This window comes from Flavobacterium kochi (assembly GCF_048286715.1).
Classification (GTDB): domain Bacteria; phylum Bacteroidota; class Bacteroidia; order Flavobacteriales; family Flavobacteriaceae; genus Flavobacterium.
Genome location: NZ_JBLVPW010000008.1, coordinates 111,664 through 129,655, shown reverse-complemented (window position 1 = coordinate 129,655; position 17,992 = coordinate 111,664). Strand labels below are relative to the sequence as shown.

The following is a 17,992-nucleotide window of genomic DNA, read 5'->3' as shown; positions in this document are numbered from 1 at the left end:
TCATTCTGGTAATGAATATGACATTTCAATCATAAGGACATAAAGGAAGAAAAAAAAGACTGTTTCATTGAAGCCAATTAATAAAAATCATAGTGTGTACCCTTTAACAGAGGTCGACTTTTAAATTGTTTTTTGTTGACAATTAAGTAATAAATTCAAAAAAAGTTGCTGTAATACCGAAGAGGTATTTTGATTAACGGTTAATTCAAGTGAAGAACCGTTATCTCCAATTGTAAAAACAGTTGTTTTTTTATTAATTGTCACAACGAAAACGATTACAGTTTTTTTTAAAATAATAAATCTGAGTTTTTTATTATTTATAATGAAATTTACGCATTTCGTCGATTTAATTTGCTTTTTATCGACTTATTAACTAGATTTATCTTATTAATTTTATGAAAAACAGGAATTTCAAAATCAATTTTTGCGAGAATTTTAATGCTCTTTTTTAGTTGTGATGGGTATCATTTTTTGAAACAAATAAGGTAATTGATGGTTTTTAGTACTTTGGAACGTGGCAGTAAATTTTAATATCCTTGTTGCGAGGACTCTTTCTTTAACAAAATAAAAGGAAAAATAATATTAACTAAGTATAAATACGTATTTTTGCAAAATACTTGTAAGTATATTTAAATCAATTAAATAAAAATAAAAAATTTCAATAAGTCGATTGCTCTTTATTATGCCGTTTTAAAACAGGCCTATGGAAGAAAATAAAAAACATACCCTACTGGCAGCATCTGGATTGAATACCTAAAGGCATAGGTACAATAGTAATTAGAAAAAATTGCTAAAACTGACTAGAAGTAATTAAAAGAGTTGCGGCGCAAACTAACGAAAAAGAGCAATCCAAATATTTCATGAATTAGAAAATTAAATGATTTCGCCTAAATAAAGTGGATAAACATCAATTTAATAAATCCTTTAAACTATAAAAAGCATACACTATTCATTACTGAGAGCACCATTGGCAACAGAACAAGTTTTTATGATAATGATACCACAGAACAAATAATTATTAAATCCGATTGTTTCAATGATACCTAATCTATTATCCTATTATGACTGATAAGCTTGAGTTCTATAGTAAAGCCGCACAATCCACAAAAATTGGTATTTGGGAATTAGACTTGGAAACTAACATCCTTTTTTGGGATGCTGTTACCAAATGCATCCATGAAGTCCCGGATAATTTCATTCCTAAAATTGAAAATGCAATTAATTTTTATAAGGAAGGTAAAAACAGGGATAAAATTAAATTGCTTACTGAAAGAGCTGTAGATAAAGGAATTCCTTTCAGTGACAAGTTTCAAATCATCACGGCCAAAAACAATATCAAATATGTAAAAAGCATTGGTCAGATCGTATTCAAAAATGGAAAACCAAGTCGTTTATCAGGTACTTTTCAAAACATTACAAAGGAGCAGCGTTCAATTAAAGAACTTGAAAAATTCTCTTCCATTTTTTCCAGGACCAATGATGCCGTATGGATCACTGATGGAGAACCGAATGACGGACAAGGCCCGAAAATAATTTATGTAAATGAAGCATTTACAAAAATGACAGGGTATACGGCTGGAGCAGTAATAGGCAAAACCCCACGCATTTTAGAAGGTCCAAAATCAGATGAAAATGAACTAAAAAGATTAAATGAAGCACTGATAAAACAGGAATCTTGCGAAATCACTACAGTAAATTACAGAAAAAGCGGAGCAGAATTTTGGATAAATTTAACTGTAAGTCCCGTAGCAGATGAAACCGGTTGGTTTACTCACTCGGTATTTATTGGAAGAGATATTACAGAACGCCAAAATGAGGAATTGCAAAAGACACTTTTTGCAGACATAAGCCGGTTATTTAATGAGCCGGGCACATTAAACCAACTGTTGGATAAAGTTTTAGACCGGCTGGTAGTTTTTGGATATTTCAGCATAGCGGAAGCTTGGTTAATCAGTCCAGATAAAAAGAAAATAAACTTAATTTCTAACTATTGTCAAACAGCTGCTTCACATACTTTTTACGACGAAAATAAAGCACTGAAAAGTTTTACCAAAGGACAAGGTTTGCCCGGCACTATTTGGGAAACCAAAACCATTCAGCTTTGGCAGAATATTAGAGAGGAGAATAGCTTTATCCGCAGACATGCAGCTAAAAAATTGGGTTTACAATCAGCGTATGGATTGCCCGTTTTTCACAATGATGAAGTGATAGCCGTTTTTGTATTAGGATTAAATACAAATCAACATTTAATTGATGACTTTTCTGTTTTATTTGAAAATATAGGGATTCTGGTCGGTGCTGAAATTAAGCGTAAGCAATTGGAACAGGAAGTGAGTCAGATATTCAGCTTTACACCGGATGTTATCTGCATAGCAGGTTTGGATGGATATTTTAAAAAATTAAATGCTGCAGCTTGTATACTGCTTGAATATACTGAGGAAGAACTGTTGGCAGTTCCGATTTCTGAATTCATTCATGCTGAAGACAAAGTAAAAACTGCTGAAAAATACCAAGATTTCTCTAAAGGGGTAGCAACAATTTATTTTGAGAACCGGTATATCACCAAATCTGGAAAAATAAAATGGTTGGCGTGGACCACTTCTCCATCTCCTGAAGAAGGATTCTTTTTTGCGGTAGCTAAAGATATTACGGAGAAAAAAAACCTGGATTTCTTGATTAACAGAACGAATACCCTGGCTCGTATCGGCAGTTGGGAAGTAGACCTTATTAATAACACGACCTATTGGTCCAAGCTAATTAGAGAAATTTATGAAGTTCGGGAGGACTATATGCCGGATTTAGAAACGGCTATCAATTTCATTAAAGAGGGAGAAAGCAGGAAAATTATTAGTAAAAAAATCCAGGGGGCCATTGAAAAAAACATTCCATTTGATGTGGAATTACAAATTGTAACCGCTAAAGGAAATGAAAGATGGATAAGAGTTATTGCTGAACCAGAATTTTCCAATGGGAAATGCATGAAAATTTATGGTAGTTTCCAGGGTATTGATAAAAGGAAAAGAGCAGAGTTAGCAGTTATAGAAGGTCTCCAAGAGAAAAATACTATTTTCGAGAGTATAGGTGATGCTTTTTTTGCCATCGATACGTCCTGGACGGTTACGTATTGGAACAATCAAGCAGAAAAACTAATAGGTATATTAAAAAATGAAATAGTTGGACATTATTTATGGGAGGTACTTCCGGATAGTATTAATTCCGAATCTTACAGGAAATACCACGAAGCCGCCGAAAATAATCAGATAGTTCAATTTGAGGATTATTTTGTGTCTTTGAATAAATGGTTTGAAATAAGTGTTTATCCTTCCACTAATGGTTTGTCAGTTTATTTTAGAGATGCGACAAAAAGGAAAATGGCTGAAGAACAGCTAAAGGAGCTAAACACGAATCTTGAAAAGAACGTAAAACAACTGGCATCCTCTAATATTGAATTGGAACAGTTTGCCTATGTCGCTTCTCATGATTTGCAAGAGCCATTGCGTATGGTGACCAGTTTTCTCACTTTATTGGAAAAAAAATATGGAGATCTAATCGATGAAAAAGGTAAAAAATATATTCATTTTGCTGTCGATGGAGCCAAAAGGATGCGACAAATCATACTGGATCTATTAGAATTTTCCAGAGTAGGCACTCTGGAGAATGACCAGGAAGAACTTGATGTTAATGAGTTAGTTAAAGAAATCCAGCTGCTGTTCAGAAAAAAGATAGCAAAGAAAAAAGTCATTATTAAGTTTGATAAACTTCCAGTTATTCAAGGCCATAGCGCACCACTGCGTCAGGTATTTCAAAACTTAATAAGTAATGCCTTGAAATATTCTAAAGAAGCATACTGCGAAGTAAATATTACGGTTAAGGAATTTGAGAATCATTGGCAATTTGCGGTAATCGATAATGGAATAGGTATTGCCGAGGAGTATTTTGACAAGATATTTGTCATTTTCCAGCGACTTCATAACAAAGACGAGTATACTGGAACAGGAATCGGGCTGGCAGTTACCAAAAAAGTTGTGGAGAACCTTGGGGGTAAGATCTGGTTAGAATCTATCGAAGGTGAAGGCAGTACCTTTTATTTTACAATTAAAAAAAAGCAGTAATACAGGATCAAAATCAAAATTAAAAAATAATTGCCATGGAACCCATTCATATTTTATTGGTAGAGGACAGTGAAGGTGACATTCTACTTACAAAAGAGGTATTTGAAGATGCAAAAATAGTTGTCAGACTAAACGTAGTGAAGGATGGACAGCAGGCACTTGATTTCTTAAACAAACAGGGCAATTATCAAAATGCGGACCTGCCGGATCTTTTATTGCTGGATGTCAATCTGCCTAAAAAAAATGGGATTGAAGTACTGAAATACATCAAAGGGAGCTCCGTTCTTAAACATATACCCGTAATCATGCTTACTACTTCTTCTTCTGAAAAAGATATCTTTATGTCGTATCAGAACTATGCCAACTGCTATATCACTAAACCGGTAGATATCGATTCTTTTATGGATATTGTCACTAAAATAGAAAATTTTTGGATTTCAGTAGCGAAGTTGCCAACCAGAAAAAATTATTCCAAATGAAAAAGGATAAAAAAACGTACAGTATTTTAGTCATAGAAGATAATTTGGGTGATTTTATGATAGTTGAGGAATTGTTAACAGAACTTTTTCTAAATCCTAAAATAATACACGCAAAGAATTTCAAAGAAGTTGCCATAATATTGTCTTGTCGCCATATTTTTTTCGACATCATTTTATTAGATCTTACACTGCCGGACAAAAGCGGACAAAATTTGATTACTGAAATCTTGCAGATGGCCTCACTGTGTCCAATAATAGTTTTTACAGGTTATGCCGATCTTGATTTTAGTATCAAATCAATATCTCAGGGTATTTTAGACTATTTAATCAAAGATGATTTGGATGCGACAATGCTTTATAAAAGTATTATTTATTCCATAGAACGAAAGAAATCAATTTCTTTACTTAAAGAATCAGAAAAACGCTATAGCGATCTTTTTCATTTAAGTCCACAACCCATGTGGGTATTTGACAGAGACACCTTTCAGTTTTTAGATGTCAACGATTCTGCCGTTTATAATTATGGATTCACAGAGGACGAATTCCTAAAAATGACTACCAAAGAAATTGTACTGGAAAGAGCCGTTACCATTTCAGCACCAGAAGTTAATTGTTCAAAACAAAAAGAGCAACCTTCCACAAAAGGAATTTACAAGCACATGAAGAAAAACGGAGATGTTATTAATGTAGAGATTCAAAGTAACACTATTTATTTCAACAATCGGAATGCTGAATTGGTTCTTGCAAATGACATTACAGAGCGCGTTCAATATATTAAAGCAATAGAAAAACAAAACGAAAAACTGCAGGAGATAGCTTGGACACAGTCACATATAGCCAGGGCCCCGTTAGCAAAAATGATGGGTATAGTAAATCTCATTAAAGAGATGGACAGTAATTCAGCGGAATTTGAAGATTTATTGAATCATCTTTTTGATTCGGGAACTGAATTGGACAAAATAATAAGAAACATTGTAAAAAAGACAGAACGTATTACTATTAAAAAAAATTAAAATTAGATGGATTTTACCATAGCAGTTGTAGATGATGATACTATAATCCTTTTTCTGCATAAAAAAATTATACAAAAAGAAAAACTTGAAGAGGCACCCCATACTTTTAATTCCGCAAAAAAGGCATTAGATTTTTTTGATACTCTTCCTGATGATGCCAAGCCTATTTTATTATTTCTGGATATAAATATGCCTGTTATGAATGGCTGGGATCTATTGGAAGTTATTCATCAGGATGGTTTTAAGAAAGAAATACATGTTGTAATGGTGACATCGTCCGTCGATGCCTCGGATAAAGAAAAAGCTTTCTCCTATTCCAAAGTTATTGATTTTGTCGAAAAGCCATTGGATGATCAGGTGTTGCAAAGATTAAAATTAAGGCTTTTAAAATCCTAAATTAGAGCCAGACAGACAGGGGTAAAGAAATCGAAAAACAGGAGTAAGGCCAGAATCGTACTACTCAGTATATAACTCGCTCATTTTAAAAAAAAATCTATTTCTTATAACCCCAAGACTTAGTTCTTGGTTTTTTTATTCCAACTTGATTTTTATTTATTATGAAAACGTATTAAATTACCTAATATTATGTAACTTTATAATCCTCAAATCTTTGATTTTCAACATATTTTACAGCTAACTTAACTTTTGTATTATGAAAAAAAAACAAAGTAGATCCCACCTCACCTTACTACAATTAATTAGAAAAAGAAGCAGAATTATTTCCATAATAATGACTTTTACTTTTTTAAACCTATGTCTTGGCTGCTCCTATTACAAATCCAAACCAATACAAACCAATACAGACAACTTTGCCAGTAAGTACAAATCCATAAATAAAAACGACCGTTATGTTATCATTCATTCGGGTAACGAAACATGGCATTTAAACAATTTGAACATCAATGAAGACAAAAAAGAAATAACAGCTTCCCTGATGCCCATTGCTGAAAACCATGCCTTATACCCTTTAAAAGAGCATCAAAAATCGCGACACTATAAAAAATCAAAAACATCCGGTAAAACATTAGAAATTCATTTCTATACTAATGAAATGATAAATAAAACCGGGTCTTCAGAAGTTGTCATTCCATTTTCAAATATCAATAGAATTGAAGTTTATGAGCCTGATGTTGCTAAAAAAGCGCTAAGTATTTTAGGTTTTACAGTTGCAACATTAGCCGTAATTGCAATTATCATTGTGGCAACTAAAAGCTCTTGTCCTTTCACTTACATCAAAGAGGGTAATTCATTTGCTTTTACAGGAGAATTATATCCCGGAGCAATACTCCCATCGCTGGAACGGACGGACTACCTTCCGTTACCCAATTTCACTGCACAAAATGAAGAGTATGAACTAAAAATTACCAATGAATTATTAGAGATTCAGTATACCGATTTGGCTCAGCTTGTAGTTGTAAACCATTCCCAATCCAATGAAGTGCTTTTGGATCAAAATGGAAAACCGCATACGATTTCCAAAAAAGAAAACCCGAAAGACGTTAGCATTGATGATCATTCCATAGCACTAAAACCCGCTTTAGAAAAAGACAACCTTGCTTATCTTTTTGATGATGGAATGTTTACAGATCATAGCTGTAACAATCTTGTTTTAACATTTGACAACACCAGCCAATCCAATCAGGCAAAACTAGTTTTATCTTCTAAAAACTCGCTTTGGTTTGATCTTGTTTACGGCAAATTTAATGAACAGTTTGGGTCTTATTTTAACCAATTCCAAAAACAACAGCACAAAGTCCCGGCAGAAAAAAACATACAATGGAGCAAGGAGCAAGGTATTCCGCTATCGGTTTACATCAAGTCAAATAAGGAATGGGTTTTGGTTGAAAAAATAAACCCCGTTGGACCAATGGCCTTTAGAGATTTGATTATTCCTATTGACTTAGAGAATATAAACACCAAAAAAATTGAAATAAAACTCGAGTGTGGCTTTATGTTTTGGGAAGTAGATCATGCAGCTATTGATTTCAGCAAAGATATTCCTATAGCACCGCAGTATATCAATCCTTTTTCCGCTGTTGATGAGAATGGCAAAAATGTAACGCACTTGCTGGACAAAGAGGACAAAAACTATTTAATCCAGCCCACCATAGGAAATCAAGTTGTTATCAAGTACCATGTTAAAGCTCCAAAAAGCGGAGAAAAACAAAGTGTGTTTCTAAAAAACCGAGGTTATTATGAATACATAAGAGCGTATAAAGGAATTCCAAATTTCGCAAAACTGAAAACTTTCCGCGAAAAAGGGGCACTGTCTAAATATTCTAAAGAAGAATACGCCCGATTTACAACAACTCCCAATCTGACTGAAATCGTATTTAATCATGAATAACGATAATTTTACAAGCCAGAGTGTTCCGGCTCCTTTTCTTACTGAAAGGAGAAGCAAATCGATTGAAATTAATACAATTATCAAACCCGTACTAATTTCCGGTCTGAGGAAAGAACTTGTTGAGTTATTATTTCGTTGTACTATTATTAGTATTGCCATTAAAAGTTATACTAATCCCTGGAATTGGTTTTATGTGCCCATTACATTGGATAAAATGAGAAGGAAAGCAATTGGCCCCCATCGCCTTTACAAATTGGCTTATGTTGACAACAGGTATTATTGGGGACTTTATACACCAGGCTGGAACGGAACATCCTTTAAACGATTTATTGCTTCAGAAATGAACCATATCGTTCCTGTAAAACAAAAAGTAAACCGATTCATCAATGCCTATGTTGCCATAACTAAGAAATGTTCGCTTCAATGTGAACACTGCTATGAATGGGAAAACCTAAATAAAAAAGAAGTGCTGTCTTGTGATCAACTCAAAGCTATTGTGTCGAAAATTCAAGAGCAGGGAACCAGTCAAATTCATTTTTCCGGAGGAGAACCACTTCTAAAAATGGACCTATTGATCACTATTTTAAATAGCGCAAAAAAAGGAACTGATTTTTGGGTGCTGACTTCGGGATACCAATTAACTTTTGATAATGCAAAAAGGCTAAAATTGGCAGGCTTGAATGGTGTCATGATCAGTCTGGATCATTTTAACCCGGAAAAACACAATAGCTTCAGAGGTTTTAAAGACGCCTACTATTGGGTGGAACAAGGGGTGCAAAACGCAATGGACAATCAGTTGGTCGTCGCATTATCCCTTTGTGTGACAAAAGATTTCGCCACCTTCGACAACCTCATAGCCTATGCTAATCTGGCAAAAAAAATAGGCGTTTCCTTCGTTCAAATATTGGAACCTAAAGCAGTAGGGCATTATTATGGAAAAGAAGTGTATTTATCCAATGACCAAATACGCCTTCTGGAAGATTTTTATTTAGAAATGAATTACAATCCAGAATACAAAGAATATCCCCTAATCAGTTATCATGGCTATTATCAAAGACGTCAGGGATGTTATGCTGCCGGGAATCGCAGTTTTTATGTCGACACGGACGGAGACATAAACGCTTGCCCCTTTTGCCAAAAAAAAACAGGAAATGTTTTAGATGGTAATTTTGATTATTCCCTACAGGAATTACAAAATTTGGGCTGTCCCCAATTTATTCAAAAAAACAATTAAAGAATTAGCCTATGTTTTTCTTCGAAGAAAATAGCTGGATCAGCGGAGCACTCCTATTCATTTTAAGATACTTTATAATTGCGGGAATTGCTTATTTCATCTGTTACAGGTGGAAAAAAAGAAAACTGGCACACTTAAAAATCCAACAAAAATTTCCCGAAACAAAACAGCTGAGAAATGAGATTTTTTTTTCTATCCTTACGCTGCTGATTTACAGCGCAGCGGTTGGGATAGTATTGTTCTGGTACAAAAAAGGCATTACCAAAATATATCTGGATGTTAATGACTATGGCGTTTTCTACTTAACAATCAGTATGGTGTTAATGATTGTTTTACACGACACTTACTTCTATTGGACCCACAAATTAATGCATACATCAAAATGGCTCTATCAATTTCATAAAATTCATCATCAGTCCCATAATCCAACACCCTGGGCTGCTTTTGCATTCCATCCTGTTGAGGCGATAATTTCTCTTGGAATCATCCCATTAATTATTTTCACTATACCTACGCATCCGATGGCCCTGCTCCTGTTCCTCTCGTTCATGACGATTTATAATGTATTGGTCCATTTAGGTTATGAGATTTTTTCCAAAAATTTCATAAATCATTGCATCGGGAAATGGCAGAATACAGCAACAAATCACAACTTACACCATCAAATTGGCGGAAGATTTAATTATGGTTTTTATTTCTCGATTTGGGACCGGATCATGGGAACGTATAGGGAAAACAAAAATGCGAAGAAAACAGAAGGATCCTGATTACTGGATTTTTCTTCGCTTTGCTTTTACAATTTGCTCATCGATTAAAACGGCTTCGTAGATTTGTTGTCTCAAAAGTGCAACATCAATTTCTTTTACAGTTGAAAAAACACTTTTTGAAGCAAATTGTGTTGTTTCAAAAGTCTCATCTAAAAACGAAGCGTTTTTACAAAAACCAATTGCAACGCCTTTTTCAACTTTCCCCCAAGGAATGGAAGCCGGCCAAATATAACAAATCCGGGAATGGCAATAATAAAAAGGGACATTGTAAGCTAATTTCTCTTTACAATTTGGAATGCATTCCAAAATAATTTTACGCAGAAAAAGAACGACTTCCAGTTCTTCTTCGGGAAGATAATCCAGAAAGGTATCTACTGTACTAAATTGTATTCCTTGTGTATTTCCCATATCAAAAAAAGGCCTATTCTCACAAATAGGCCTTAACGTTTCTAATTATCTTTAGTCATTCTCATTTTTCTGGCAAGCAGCGTATTTTTCAATAACATCGCAATGGTCATGGGTCCTACTCCACCGGGAACCGGTGTAATAAAAGAGGATTTTTTACTCACTTCATCAAAATCAACATCTCCGGTAATTACATATCCCTTTGGGTGAGCAGCATCTTCCACTCTGGTAATACCTACGTCAATGATCACAACTCCTTCTTTCACCATATCGGCTTTAAGGTAATTCGGTACTCCAAGAGCCGTTATAATGATATCAGCATCCTTAGTGAAATGTTCGATGTTTTTAGTATGGCTGTGCGTCAGCGTTACGGTCGAATTCCCAGGATATCCTTTTCTTCCCATCAAAATACTCATCGGGCGGCCTACTATATGACTTCTTCCAATGATAACCGTATGCTTTCCTTGCGTTTCTATTTTGTAACGCTCCAATAACTGCATGATTCCGAACGGAGTTGCAGGAATAAAAGTTTCCATATCCAACGCCATTTTTCCAAAATTAGTAGGATGAAAACCATCAACATCTTTATCGGGATCAATAGCCATCAAAATCTTTTGCTCGTTTATATGTTTAGGTAAAGGCAATTGAACGATGAAACCATCCAAATTGTCATCTTCATTTAGAGCTGCAATTTTTGCCAGCAACTCCGCTTCTGTAATGGTTTCCGGCAGACTTACTAAAGTGGATTCGAAGCCAATTTGTTCACAAGAACGCACTTTACTCCCAACATAAGTTAAACTAGCTCCGTTAGTACCAACTATTACAGCTGCTAAATGAGGCACTTTTTCCCCATTATTTTTCATTTGTTGTACTTCGGCCGCTATTTCGTGTTTAATATCCTCCGCTGTTTTTTTTCCGTCTAGTAATTGCATTTTTTAAAGTTGTTTAAAGTTAAACCATAAAGTGAAAAATTGAAAACTTTATGGTTCAGTACTGATTTATTTTATATAAAAGTTTAAGGTTTAAAAGTTCCAGAATAGCAACTTCTAAACCTTAAACAAATAATTAACGCATTCCCGGCATACCACCCTGCATGCCACCCATCATTTTCATTAGGTTTTTACCTCCTGGTCCCTGCATCATTTTCATCATTTTGCTCATTTGCTCAAACTGTTTCATCAACTGATTGACCTGCTCAACTTTTGTTCCGGAACCTTTTGCAATTCTGGCTTTTCTTTTCACATCAATTATAGCTGGTTTGCTTCTTTCTTTAGGGGTCATTGAATGAATAATCGCTTCAATATGTTTGAAAGCATCATCTTCTATTTCTACATCTTTCATGGCTTTTGAAGCACCTGGTATCATCCCAACCAAGTCTTTCATATTACCCATTTTCTTTACCTGTTGTATTTGGGATAAGAAATCGTCAAAACCAAATTCATTTTTAGCGATTTTCTTTTGAATTTTTCTTGCTTCTTCTTCATCAAATTGCTCCTGAGCTCTTTCTACCAAAGACACAACGTCACCCATTCCAAGAATACGTTCCGCCATACGAACGGGATAGAATACGTCAATAGCATCCATTTTCTCCCCTGTACCTACAAATTTAATTGGTTTATTTACAACTGATTTAATTGAAATTGCAGCTCCTCCACGAGTATCACCATCCAGCTTGGTTAAGATAACCCCGTCAAAATTCAAGATATCATTGAAGGCTTTAGCAGTATTTACCGCATCCTGACCTGTCATTGCATCAACAACAAATAAAGTTTCCTGTGGCTGAATTGCTTTGTGAACTTCAGCAATCTCTTTCATCATTTGCTCATCAACAGCCAAACGACCTGCAGTATCGACAATCACAACATTAAACCCATTCGCTTTAGCGTGTTTGATTGCATTTTGGGCAATTTCAACAGGATTTTTATTTTCTGGTTCTGAGTACACTTCAACACCGATCGAATCTCCAACAACATATAATTGTTGAATCGCTGCCGGACGATAAATATCACAGGCAACCAAAAGTGGTTTTTTATTCTTTTTTGTAAGCAAATAATTAGCCAATTTTCCAGAAAAAGTAGTTTTCCCGGAACCTTGCAAACCTGCCATCAAAATCACTGTAGGATTTCCCGATAAATTAATTCCGGCAACATCCCCACCCATTAATTCGGTAAGTTCGTCTTTGACCAGTTTTACCAACAATTGCCCTGGCTGTAATGTTGTTAACACATCCTGACCTATTGCTTTTTCTTTTACTTTGGTGGTAAAATCTTTCGCAATTTTAAAATTAACATCGGCATCAAGTAAAGCTCTGCGAACTTCTTTTAATGTCTCTGCTACGTTTACTTCGGTGATTTTTCCGTGTCCTTTTAGTATATGAAAGGCTTTATCTAGTTTATCGCTTAAATTATCGAACATAATTGTTGTCTTTTATTGAAGTGCAAATTTAAGGATTTGATTTTGAAGTTTTACGGATTATTTTAATAAAAAAAACAGCCTTTTTTAGGCTGTTTTAAATCGATAGGATACAAAAATCCTTTTATATAAAATCTAAATCTTTTCGAAAGTTAAATAATCAATGCCTCCCGTACCTCCGTTCAGGTCTCTTAATACCACTCTTGTTGTTGTTCTTTCAAAAACATCCCAATTATTTGACAGCGACAACATATGATCCGGACTTGAAAATGAAATAGAAAAACTCAGGTCGTTAGTAGGATTGTCGTCAACAAGATTCGATTGCAGTACCGACCAATTACCTGAATAAACAGTGGTCTCTTTATTCGCAGTCAGCATAGCATTAGATCCAAAACTAAAAGTATGGCCCGAAAAAAGACTTGTTTTGTTTGAATTATCATCAAAAAAATAGCTGATTTTCCACGTTCCTTTATTAATAGTATTTACCACTGGAGCAACATCTTTTGCAACCGCGACAGCAATCGTGTCGTCATCACAACATGTCCCGGCAATATTTAGAAAAAATATGCAGAACAAAACTGGTATAAAAACGATTCTTTTCATAATTCATTATCTTTTTACAACGATCATAACGAATATACACAAAAAAAAGTTAATTGACTACAGCATTGAAAATTATAGTTACATTCTTTCCGGAACATTAATCCCCAACAAACGGAAAGAAGCAGCGATGGTATCAGCCACTTTTTTAGACAACAGGACTCTGAAAATTTTCTTCTCTGAATCGGCTTCTCCAAGAATGGGAACGGCCTGATAAAATGAATTGTATTCCCGAACCAAATCGTAAGTAAAGTTGGCCAATAAAGCCGGACTGTGATTCTGAGCTGCATTTTGAATTACCTCAGGGAATAATTCCAATTGTTTCAATAATTCTTTTTCTTTTTCGTGCAACGTTACCATCTCTGATGAATTGGAAAAATCAAAATCAGCCTTGCGAATAATGGATTGAATTCTGGCATAAGTATATTGAATAAACGGCCCTGTATTTCCTGCAAAATCTACTGATTCTTCAGGATTAAAAAGAATTCGTTTTTTTGGATCCACTTTTAAAATGTAATATTTTAAAGCACCAAGACCAATAGTATTGTATAATTTTGCTTTTTCTTCAGCAGAATAGGTATCTAATTTTCCTAAATCCTCAGCAATTTTCTGTGCCGTATCCGTCATTTCCTGCATCAAATCATCGGCATCAACAACAGTTCCCTCACGGCTTTTCATTTTTCCAGAAGGTAAATCTACCATTCCGTACGATAAATGAAAAAGATTTTCAGACCAATCGAAGCCCAATTTTTTCAGGATAAGAAACAACACTTTGAAATGATAATCCTGTTCGTTTCCTACCGTATAAACCATTCCACCAACATCTGGATAATCTTTTACACGCTGAATAGCGGTTCCAATATCCTGCGTCATATAAACTGCAGTTCCGTCTGAACGAAGCACAATTTTTCTATCTAAACCTTCATCCGTTAAATCAATCCAAACAGAACCGTCCGGATCTTTTTCGAAAACGCCTTTCTCCAAACCAATCTGAACGACATCCTTTCCTAATAAATAAGTATTGCTTTCATAGTAATAACAATCAAAATCAACCCCTAAATTTTTATAGGTAATCGCAAAACCATCATAAACCCATTGGTTCATGGTTTTCCAAAGCGAAATCACTGCCGGATCGCCAGCTTCCCATTTTAAAAGCATTTCTTGTGCTTCCACAATGATTGGCGCTTGTTTTTTGGCTTCTTCTTCCGTTTTTCCGGTGCTCATTAATTGGGCAATTTCTTCTTTATACGCTTTATCAAAAGCAACATAAAAATTCCCAACTAATTTATCTCCTTTCAATCCTGTTGATTCCGGCGTTTGTCCGTTTCCGAATTTTTGCCAAGCCAACATTGATTTACAAATATGAATCCCTCTATCGTTAATGATTTGGGTTTTATATACTTTTTTCCCGGAAGCTTTGATAATTTCAGCAACAGCGTATCCTAAAAGATTGTTGCGAACGTGACCCAAATGCAATGGCTTATTCGTGTTTGGCGAAGAATATTCCACCATGACCGCTTTATCTTCAGGATTAGGCACAACGAAACCAAACGTTGCATTGTCTTTGATGCCATTGAAGAAATTTAAATAATAGGCATCCGCTATAACAATGTTTAAAAATCCTGAAACCACATTAAAACGACTCACTTCAGTTACGTTTTCCACCAGATAGTTACCGATTTTGTTTCCTAATTCTACAGGATTACTTTTAATAACTTTCAGTAATGGAAAAATAACCATAGTAATATCACCTTCAAATTCCTTCCGAGTGGTTTGAAATTCAACTTTGTCAATAGCAATGTCAAATAAAGCGAGAACCGCTTTTTCAATAGAAGGCGTAAGAATTTGTGATAATGTCATTTTATGTATTTATTTAAAGGTTGCAAATATAGTTATAATGCATCGATTTGAAAATTGGAAAACAATATAATTTCCTACTCAAAGAATCAAGTTTGAATATTCACCAAGTACAGTTCGGTTATTTTTTTCAAAATAGTTGTAACAATTTATCTTTTAAAGAGTCTACTAGGTAACTTTTAAATATCCTCTTTTAATAAAATTATTTTTTTGTATAAAATAGTACTATGTAATACATAATATTTAAAATAAATAAATACCTTTGCATCATCAATCAAATCTTAATCAAAAACAAAAAATCATGAATCTCAAATTAATTTTACTCTGCTTATTCGGAACCGTGTTTTCGATACAAGCGCAAAATTCGGTCAAACCAACACTTCCTGAAAATTCCGGAAGTATCTCAGGTAAGATAATCGACAAGAAAACCAACGAACCGCTTCCGTATGTAAATGTTATTATAAAAGAAGACAACAAAGTGGTTAGCGGAGGAATAACTTCAGACAAAGGAACCTTCCTTATCAAAAATCTGGCTTTAAAAAATTATACGGTCGAAATACAGTTTATAGGATACAAAACGGTTTCAAGAGCCATTTCACTAACAAGCGGAGACAAAAATGTCAATATGAACACCATTTCGTTGGAAGAAGATGCTATTGAATTGAAAGGTGTTGAAGTAGTAAGTGAACGTTCCACAATTGAACAAAAGATCGATAGAAAAGTAATCAATGTTGGTAAAGACTTACTTTCAGCGGGAGCAACTGCAGCAGAAATCATGAACAACATTCCGTCAGTAAGTGTCGATCCACAAACCAATGCGATCAGCCTTCGCGGAAATTCTAATGTGCGAATATTGATAGATGGAAAACCAACTACTATTGAAGCTTCGCAATTACTACAGCAAATTCCGTCTACCTCCATCAAACAAATTGAACTTATCACCAATCCTTCGGCTAAATACAATCCGGAAGGAATGAGCGGAATCATCAATATCGTTTTGAATAAAAACAGCAAAATTGGCTTTAACGGAAGTATAAATAACGGGGTCACTTTTGGAAAAACACCTAAATTAAACTCATCAGCAGACGTGAACTATCGTACTGGAAAGTTCAATGTTTATGGAAATTACGGCTTGAATACCGGAAAACAATCCAATCATGGATTTATAAAAACGACAGAACCAGGGGAAGAAGATTTTCAAAAATTCACTTTTTTAAATACGAACACTTCTCATTTGGCGAAAGCTGGTTTTGACTTTTATTTAAATAAAAAAAACACCCTCTCTTTTTATACCACGCAAAACATTTATAGAGGAAGAGGGGATTCTAAAACTACTGTAGATTTTGTTGATCCATCCAAAACTGACATTACTCAATTGTTCAAGAACAAAAACAACAATTACTCACAGGCCTATAACTTCGATTATAAAAAGGATTTCAAAAAAGAAGGACACAACATAGAACTTGAGGTAAACTACTCTAATAATGACGACAGGGAAAATGCTTTTTTCAGTAGAGGCACTGATTACACCAATTACATTACCAACAAAGGAAACAATACGTTAATCAATTTAGACTACACCAATCCTTTAACGAAAACAACTAAACTAGAGTTGGGATTAGAAAGCAGAATCGAAAATACGAAAAACAATTACCTGCTGGATGATGCTTATAATTCGGATTTCTCCTATGACAGAAACATTTACTCTGCTTATGCCAATGTTTCTAAACAGCTGGGGAAATGGAGTGGACAAATAGGAACACGTTTCGAAAAATACAATGCCAAAGCTTTATTCAAAAAGGTAAATGAAAGTAACGAAACATTCGAAGATGATTTATTTACACTTTATCCATCGGGATACATCAATTATACCCCAAGCGAAAATAACTCCTTCAATTTAAGTTTTTCAAGACGTGTGGACAGACCAAGCATTGATCAGGTAAACCCAATAAGAGAATGGAGCACACCACAAATTGATTCACAGGGAAATCCAGCACTTTTTCCCCAATTCACCAATTCTTATGAATTGAATTATACCAGAAAAACAAAAATTGGCTCCATAACAACTGGCGTATTTTACAGAAGAATAAACGATGAGATTACGAGAACACTTTACGAAAATCCGACCGATCCTTCAAAACAAATTCTATCGTATGCCAACCTGGATGATAATAATGCATATGGCTTTGAAATATCCGGTAATTTAGATTTTAGAAAATGGTGGAGTGCCAACATCAGTTTTGATGCATATAATAAAAAAACAAAAGGGGTTGTTGCCGACGAATTTATAGAAGTGGATCTGACTGCTTTTAATGCCCGAATCAGCAATACGTTTAAACCTTCTAAAAACCTGCGTCTTCAGTTGTCAGGACTGTACAGGGGACGTGATTTAGGTTTGCAATTTGAAAGACAGCCTATGTGGAAAATCGATTTGGGATCCAGTTATACTATCTTAAAAGGAAGTGGAACCATTACAGCCCGATTCAGTGATGTATTCAATACAATGCATTTTGCTTTCGAGGGCACTAAACCAAAAAGACAAGAAGGACAATTCAACTGGGAAAGCCAATCTGCCTATGTTGGATTCAATTATCGTTTTGGCAGTGGAAAAAACAAAGCCATTCAAAGAAAACAACGTGACAAAAACGAAACCCAAGGCGGAGGTGGGCTTTTATAAAAATAGTTTTAATAGTTTGTTGCAAAAAGAAAAACCCGGAGTATGCCAACTCCGGGTTTGTCGATTTAAAGGCTGTCGTTACAACCAAA

At 34.8% G+C, this 17,992-nt stretch carries 13 protein-coding genes; 8 read left to right on the top strand and 5 right to left on the bottom strand.

The genetic code is table 11. The features are described from left to right. Nucleotides 1–1,061 precede the first annotated feature (1,061 nt). The 7 genes from ACNQGH_RS09270 (at nt 1,062) to ACNQGH_RS09240 (ending at nt 9,952) form a co-directional block, all read left to right on the top strand. Nucleotides 1,062–4,112 (top strand): PAS domain S-box protein, encoded by a 3,051-nt coding sequence (locus ACNQGH_RS09270; protein WP_417955713.1) that lies wholly within the window; start codon nt 1,062–1,064, stop codon nt 4,110–4,112. Between the two features lie 35 nt (nt 4,113–4,147). Beyond that, a complete protein-coding gene (locus ACNQGH_RS09265) occupies nt 4,148–4,591 on the top strand; it encodes a response regulator (protein WP_417955712.1) in 444 nt (147 codons plus the stop codon). Then, entirely contained in the window at nt 4,588–5,604 is a 1,017-nt protein-coding gene (locus ACNQGH_RS09260) for a PAS domain S-box protein (protein ID WP_417955711.1), read from the top strand. Before ACNQGH_RS09265 ends, ACNQGH_RS09260 begins: the two co-directional genes overlap by 4 nt. Before the next feature lie 6 nt (nt 5,605–5,610). After that, complete coding sequence (locus ACNQGH_RS09255; RefSeq protein WP_417955710.1) at nt 5,611–6,000, top strand: response regulator; 390 nt, start codon at nt 5,611–5,613, stop codon at nt 5,998–6,000. Nucleotides 6,001–6,256: 256 nt separating this feature from the next. Beyond that, nucleotides 6,257–7,951 (top strand): hypothetical protein, encoded by a 1,695-nt coding sequence (locus ACNQGH_RS09250; protein ID WP_417955709.1) that lies wholly within the window; start codon nt 6,257–6,259, stop codon nt 7,949–7,951. Then, a complete protein-coding gene (locus ACNQGH_RS09245; protein WP_417955708.1) occupies nt 7,944–9,185 on the top strand; it encodes a radical SAM/SPASM domain-containing protein in 1,242 nt (413 codons plus the stop codon). Before ACNQGH_RS09250 ends, ACNQGH_RS09245 begins: the two co-directional genes overlap by 8 nt. 11 nt (nt 9,186–9,196) lie before the next feature. Further along, nucleotides 9,197–9,952, top strand: a complete 756-nt coding sequence (locus ACNQGH_RS09240) for a sterol desaturase family protein (protein ID WP_417955707.1) — start codon at nt 9,197–9,199, stop codon at nt 9,950–9,952. Here the strand turns inward: ACNQGH_RS09240 and ACNQGH_RS09235 are convergent, their stop codons facing one another. From ACNQGH_RS09235 to argS, 5 genes are all read right to left on the bottom strand, one after another. Further along, nucleotides 9,953–10,360: a DUF1801 domain-containing protein gene (locus tag ACNQGH_RS09235; RefSeq protein WP_417955706.1), complete on the bottom strand. Its 408-nt coding sequence runs from the start codon at nt 10,358–10,360 to the stop codon at nt 9,953–9,955. A gap of 41 nt (nt 10,361–10,401) precedes the next feature. After that, nucleotides 10,402–11,289, bottom strand: a complete 888-nt coding sequence (locus ACNQGH_RS09230) for a bifunctional 5,10-methylenetetrahydrofolate dehydrogenase/5,10-methenyltetrahydrofolate cyclohydrolase (protein WP_417955705.1) — start codon at nt 11,287–11,289, stop codon at nt 10,402–10,404. 133 nt (nt 11,290–11,422) lie between these two features. Beyond that, nucleotides 11,423–12,772 carry a signal recognition particle protein gene (ffh, locus tag ACNQGH_RS09225; RefSeq protein WP_417955704.1) on the bottom strand — a complete coding sequence of 450 codons (1,350 nt, stop codon included), beginning with the start codon at nt 12,770–12,772 and terminating at the stop codon, nt 11,423–11,425. Nucleotides 12,773–12,904: 132 nt separating this feature from the next. After that, nucleotides 12,905–13,372, bottom strand: coding sequence for a hypothetical protein (locus ACNQGH_RS09220; RefSeq protein ID WP_417955703.1), 468 nt, complete (start codon nt 13,370–13,372; stop codon nt 12,905–12,907). 78 nt (nt 13,373–13,450) lie between these two features. Beyond that, complete coding sequence (gene argS, locus ACNQGH_RS09215; RefSeq protein ID WP_417955702.1) at nt 13,451–15,229, bottom strand: arginine--tRNA ligase; 1,779 nt, start codon at nt 15,227–15,229, stop codon at nt 13,451–13,453. 298 nt (nt 15,230–15,527) lie between these two features. Between argS and ACNQGH_RS09210 the strand changes: the two genes are divergently transcribed. Next, nucleotides 15,528–17,903: a TonB-dependent receptor gene (locus tag ACNQGH_RS09210; protein ID WP_417955701.1), complete on the top strand. Its 2,376-nt coding sequence runs from the start codon at nt 15,528–15,530 to the stop codon at nt 17,901–17,903. Nucleotides 17,904–17,992 lie beyond the last annotated feature (89 nt).

Excerpts from the sequence above, each read along its gene's own strand:
- ACNQGH_RS09270 (WP_417955713.1), top strand. The coding sequence starts at position 1,062 with ATGACTGATAAGCTTGAGTTCTATAGTAAAGCCGCACAATCCACAAAA.
- ACNQGH_RS09265 (WP_417955712.1), top strand. The coding sequence starts at position 4,148 with ATGGAACCCATTCATATTTTATTGGTAGAGGACAGTGAAGGTGACATT.
- ACNQGH_RS09260 (WP_417955711.1), top strand. The coding sequence starts at position 4,588 with ATGAAAAAGGATAAAAAAACGTACAGTATTTTAGTCATAGAAGATAAT.
- ACNQGH_RS09255 (WP_417955710.1), top strand. The coding sequence starts at position 5,611 with ATGGATTTTACCATAGCAGTTGTAGATGATGATACTATAATCCTTTTT.
- ACNQGH_RS09250 (WP_417955709.1), top strand. The coding sequence starts at position 6,257 with ATGAAAAAAAAACAAAGTAGATCCCACCTCACCTTACTACAATTAATT.
- ACNQGH_RS09245 (WP_417955708.1), top strand. The coding sequence starts at position 7,944 with ATGAATAACGATAATTTTACAAGCCAGAGTGTTCCGGCTCCTTTTCTT.
- ACNQGH_RS09240 (WP_417955707.1), top strand. The coding sequence starts at position 9,197 with ATGTTTTTCTTCGAAGAAAATAGCTGGATCAGCGGAGCACTCCTATTC.
- ACNQGH_RS09235 (WP_417955706.1), bottom strand. The coding sequence starts at position 10,360 with ATGGGAAATACACAAGGAATACAATTTAGTACAGTAGATACCTTTCTG.
- ACNQGH_RS09230 (WP_417955705.1), bottom strand. The coding sequence starts at position 11,289 with ATGCAATTACTAGACGGAAAAAAAACAGCGGAGGATATTAAACACGAA.
- ffh (WP_417955704.1), bottom strand. The coding sequence starts at position 12,772 with ATGTTCGATAATTTAAGCGATAAACTAGATAAAGCCTTTCATATACTA.
- ACNQGH_RS09220 (WP_417955703.1), bottom strand. The coding sequence starts at position 13,372 with ATGAAAAGAATCGTTTTTATACCAGTTTTGTTCTGCATATTTTTTCTA.
- argS (WP_417955702.1), bottom strand. The coding sequence starts at position 15,229 with ATGACATTATCACAAATTCTTACGCCTTCTATTGAAAAAGCGGTTCTC.
- ACNQGH_RS09210 (WP_417955701.1), top strand. The coding sequence starts at position 15,528 with ATGAATCTCAAATTAATTTTACTCTGCTTATTCGGAACCGTGTTTTCG.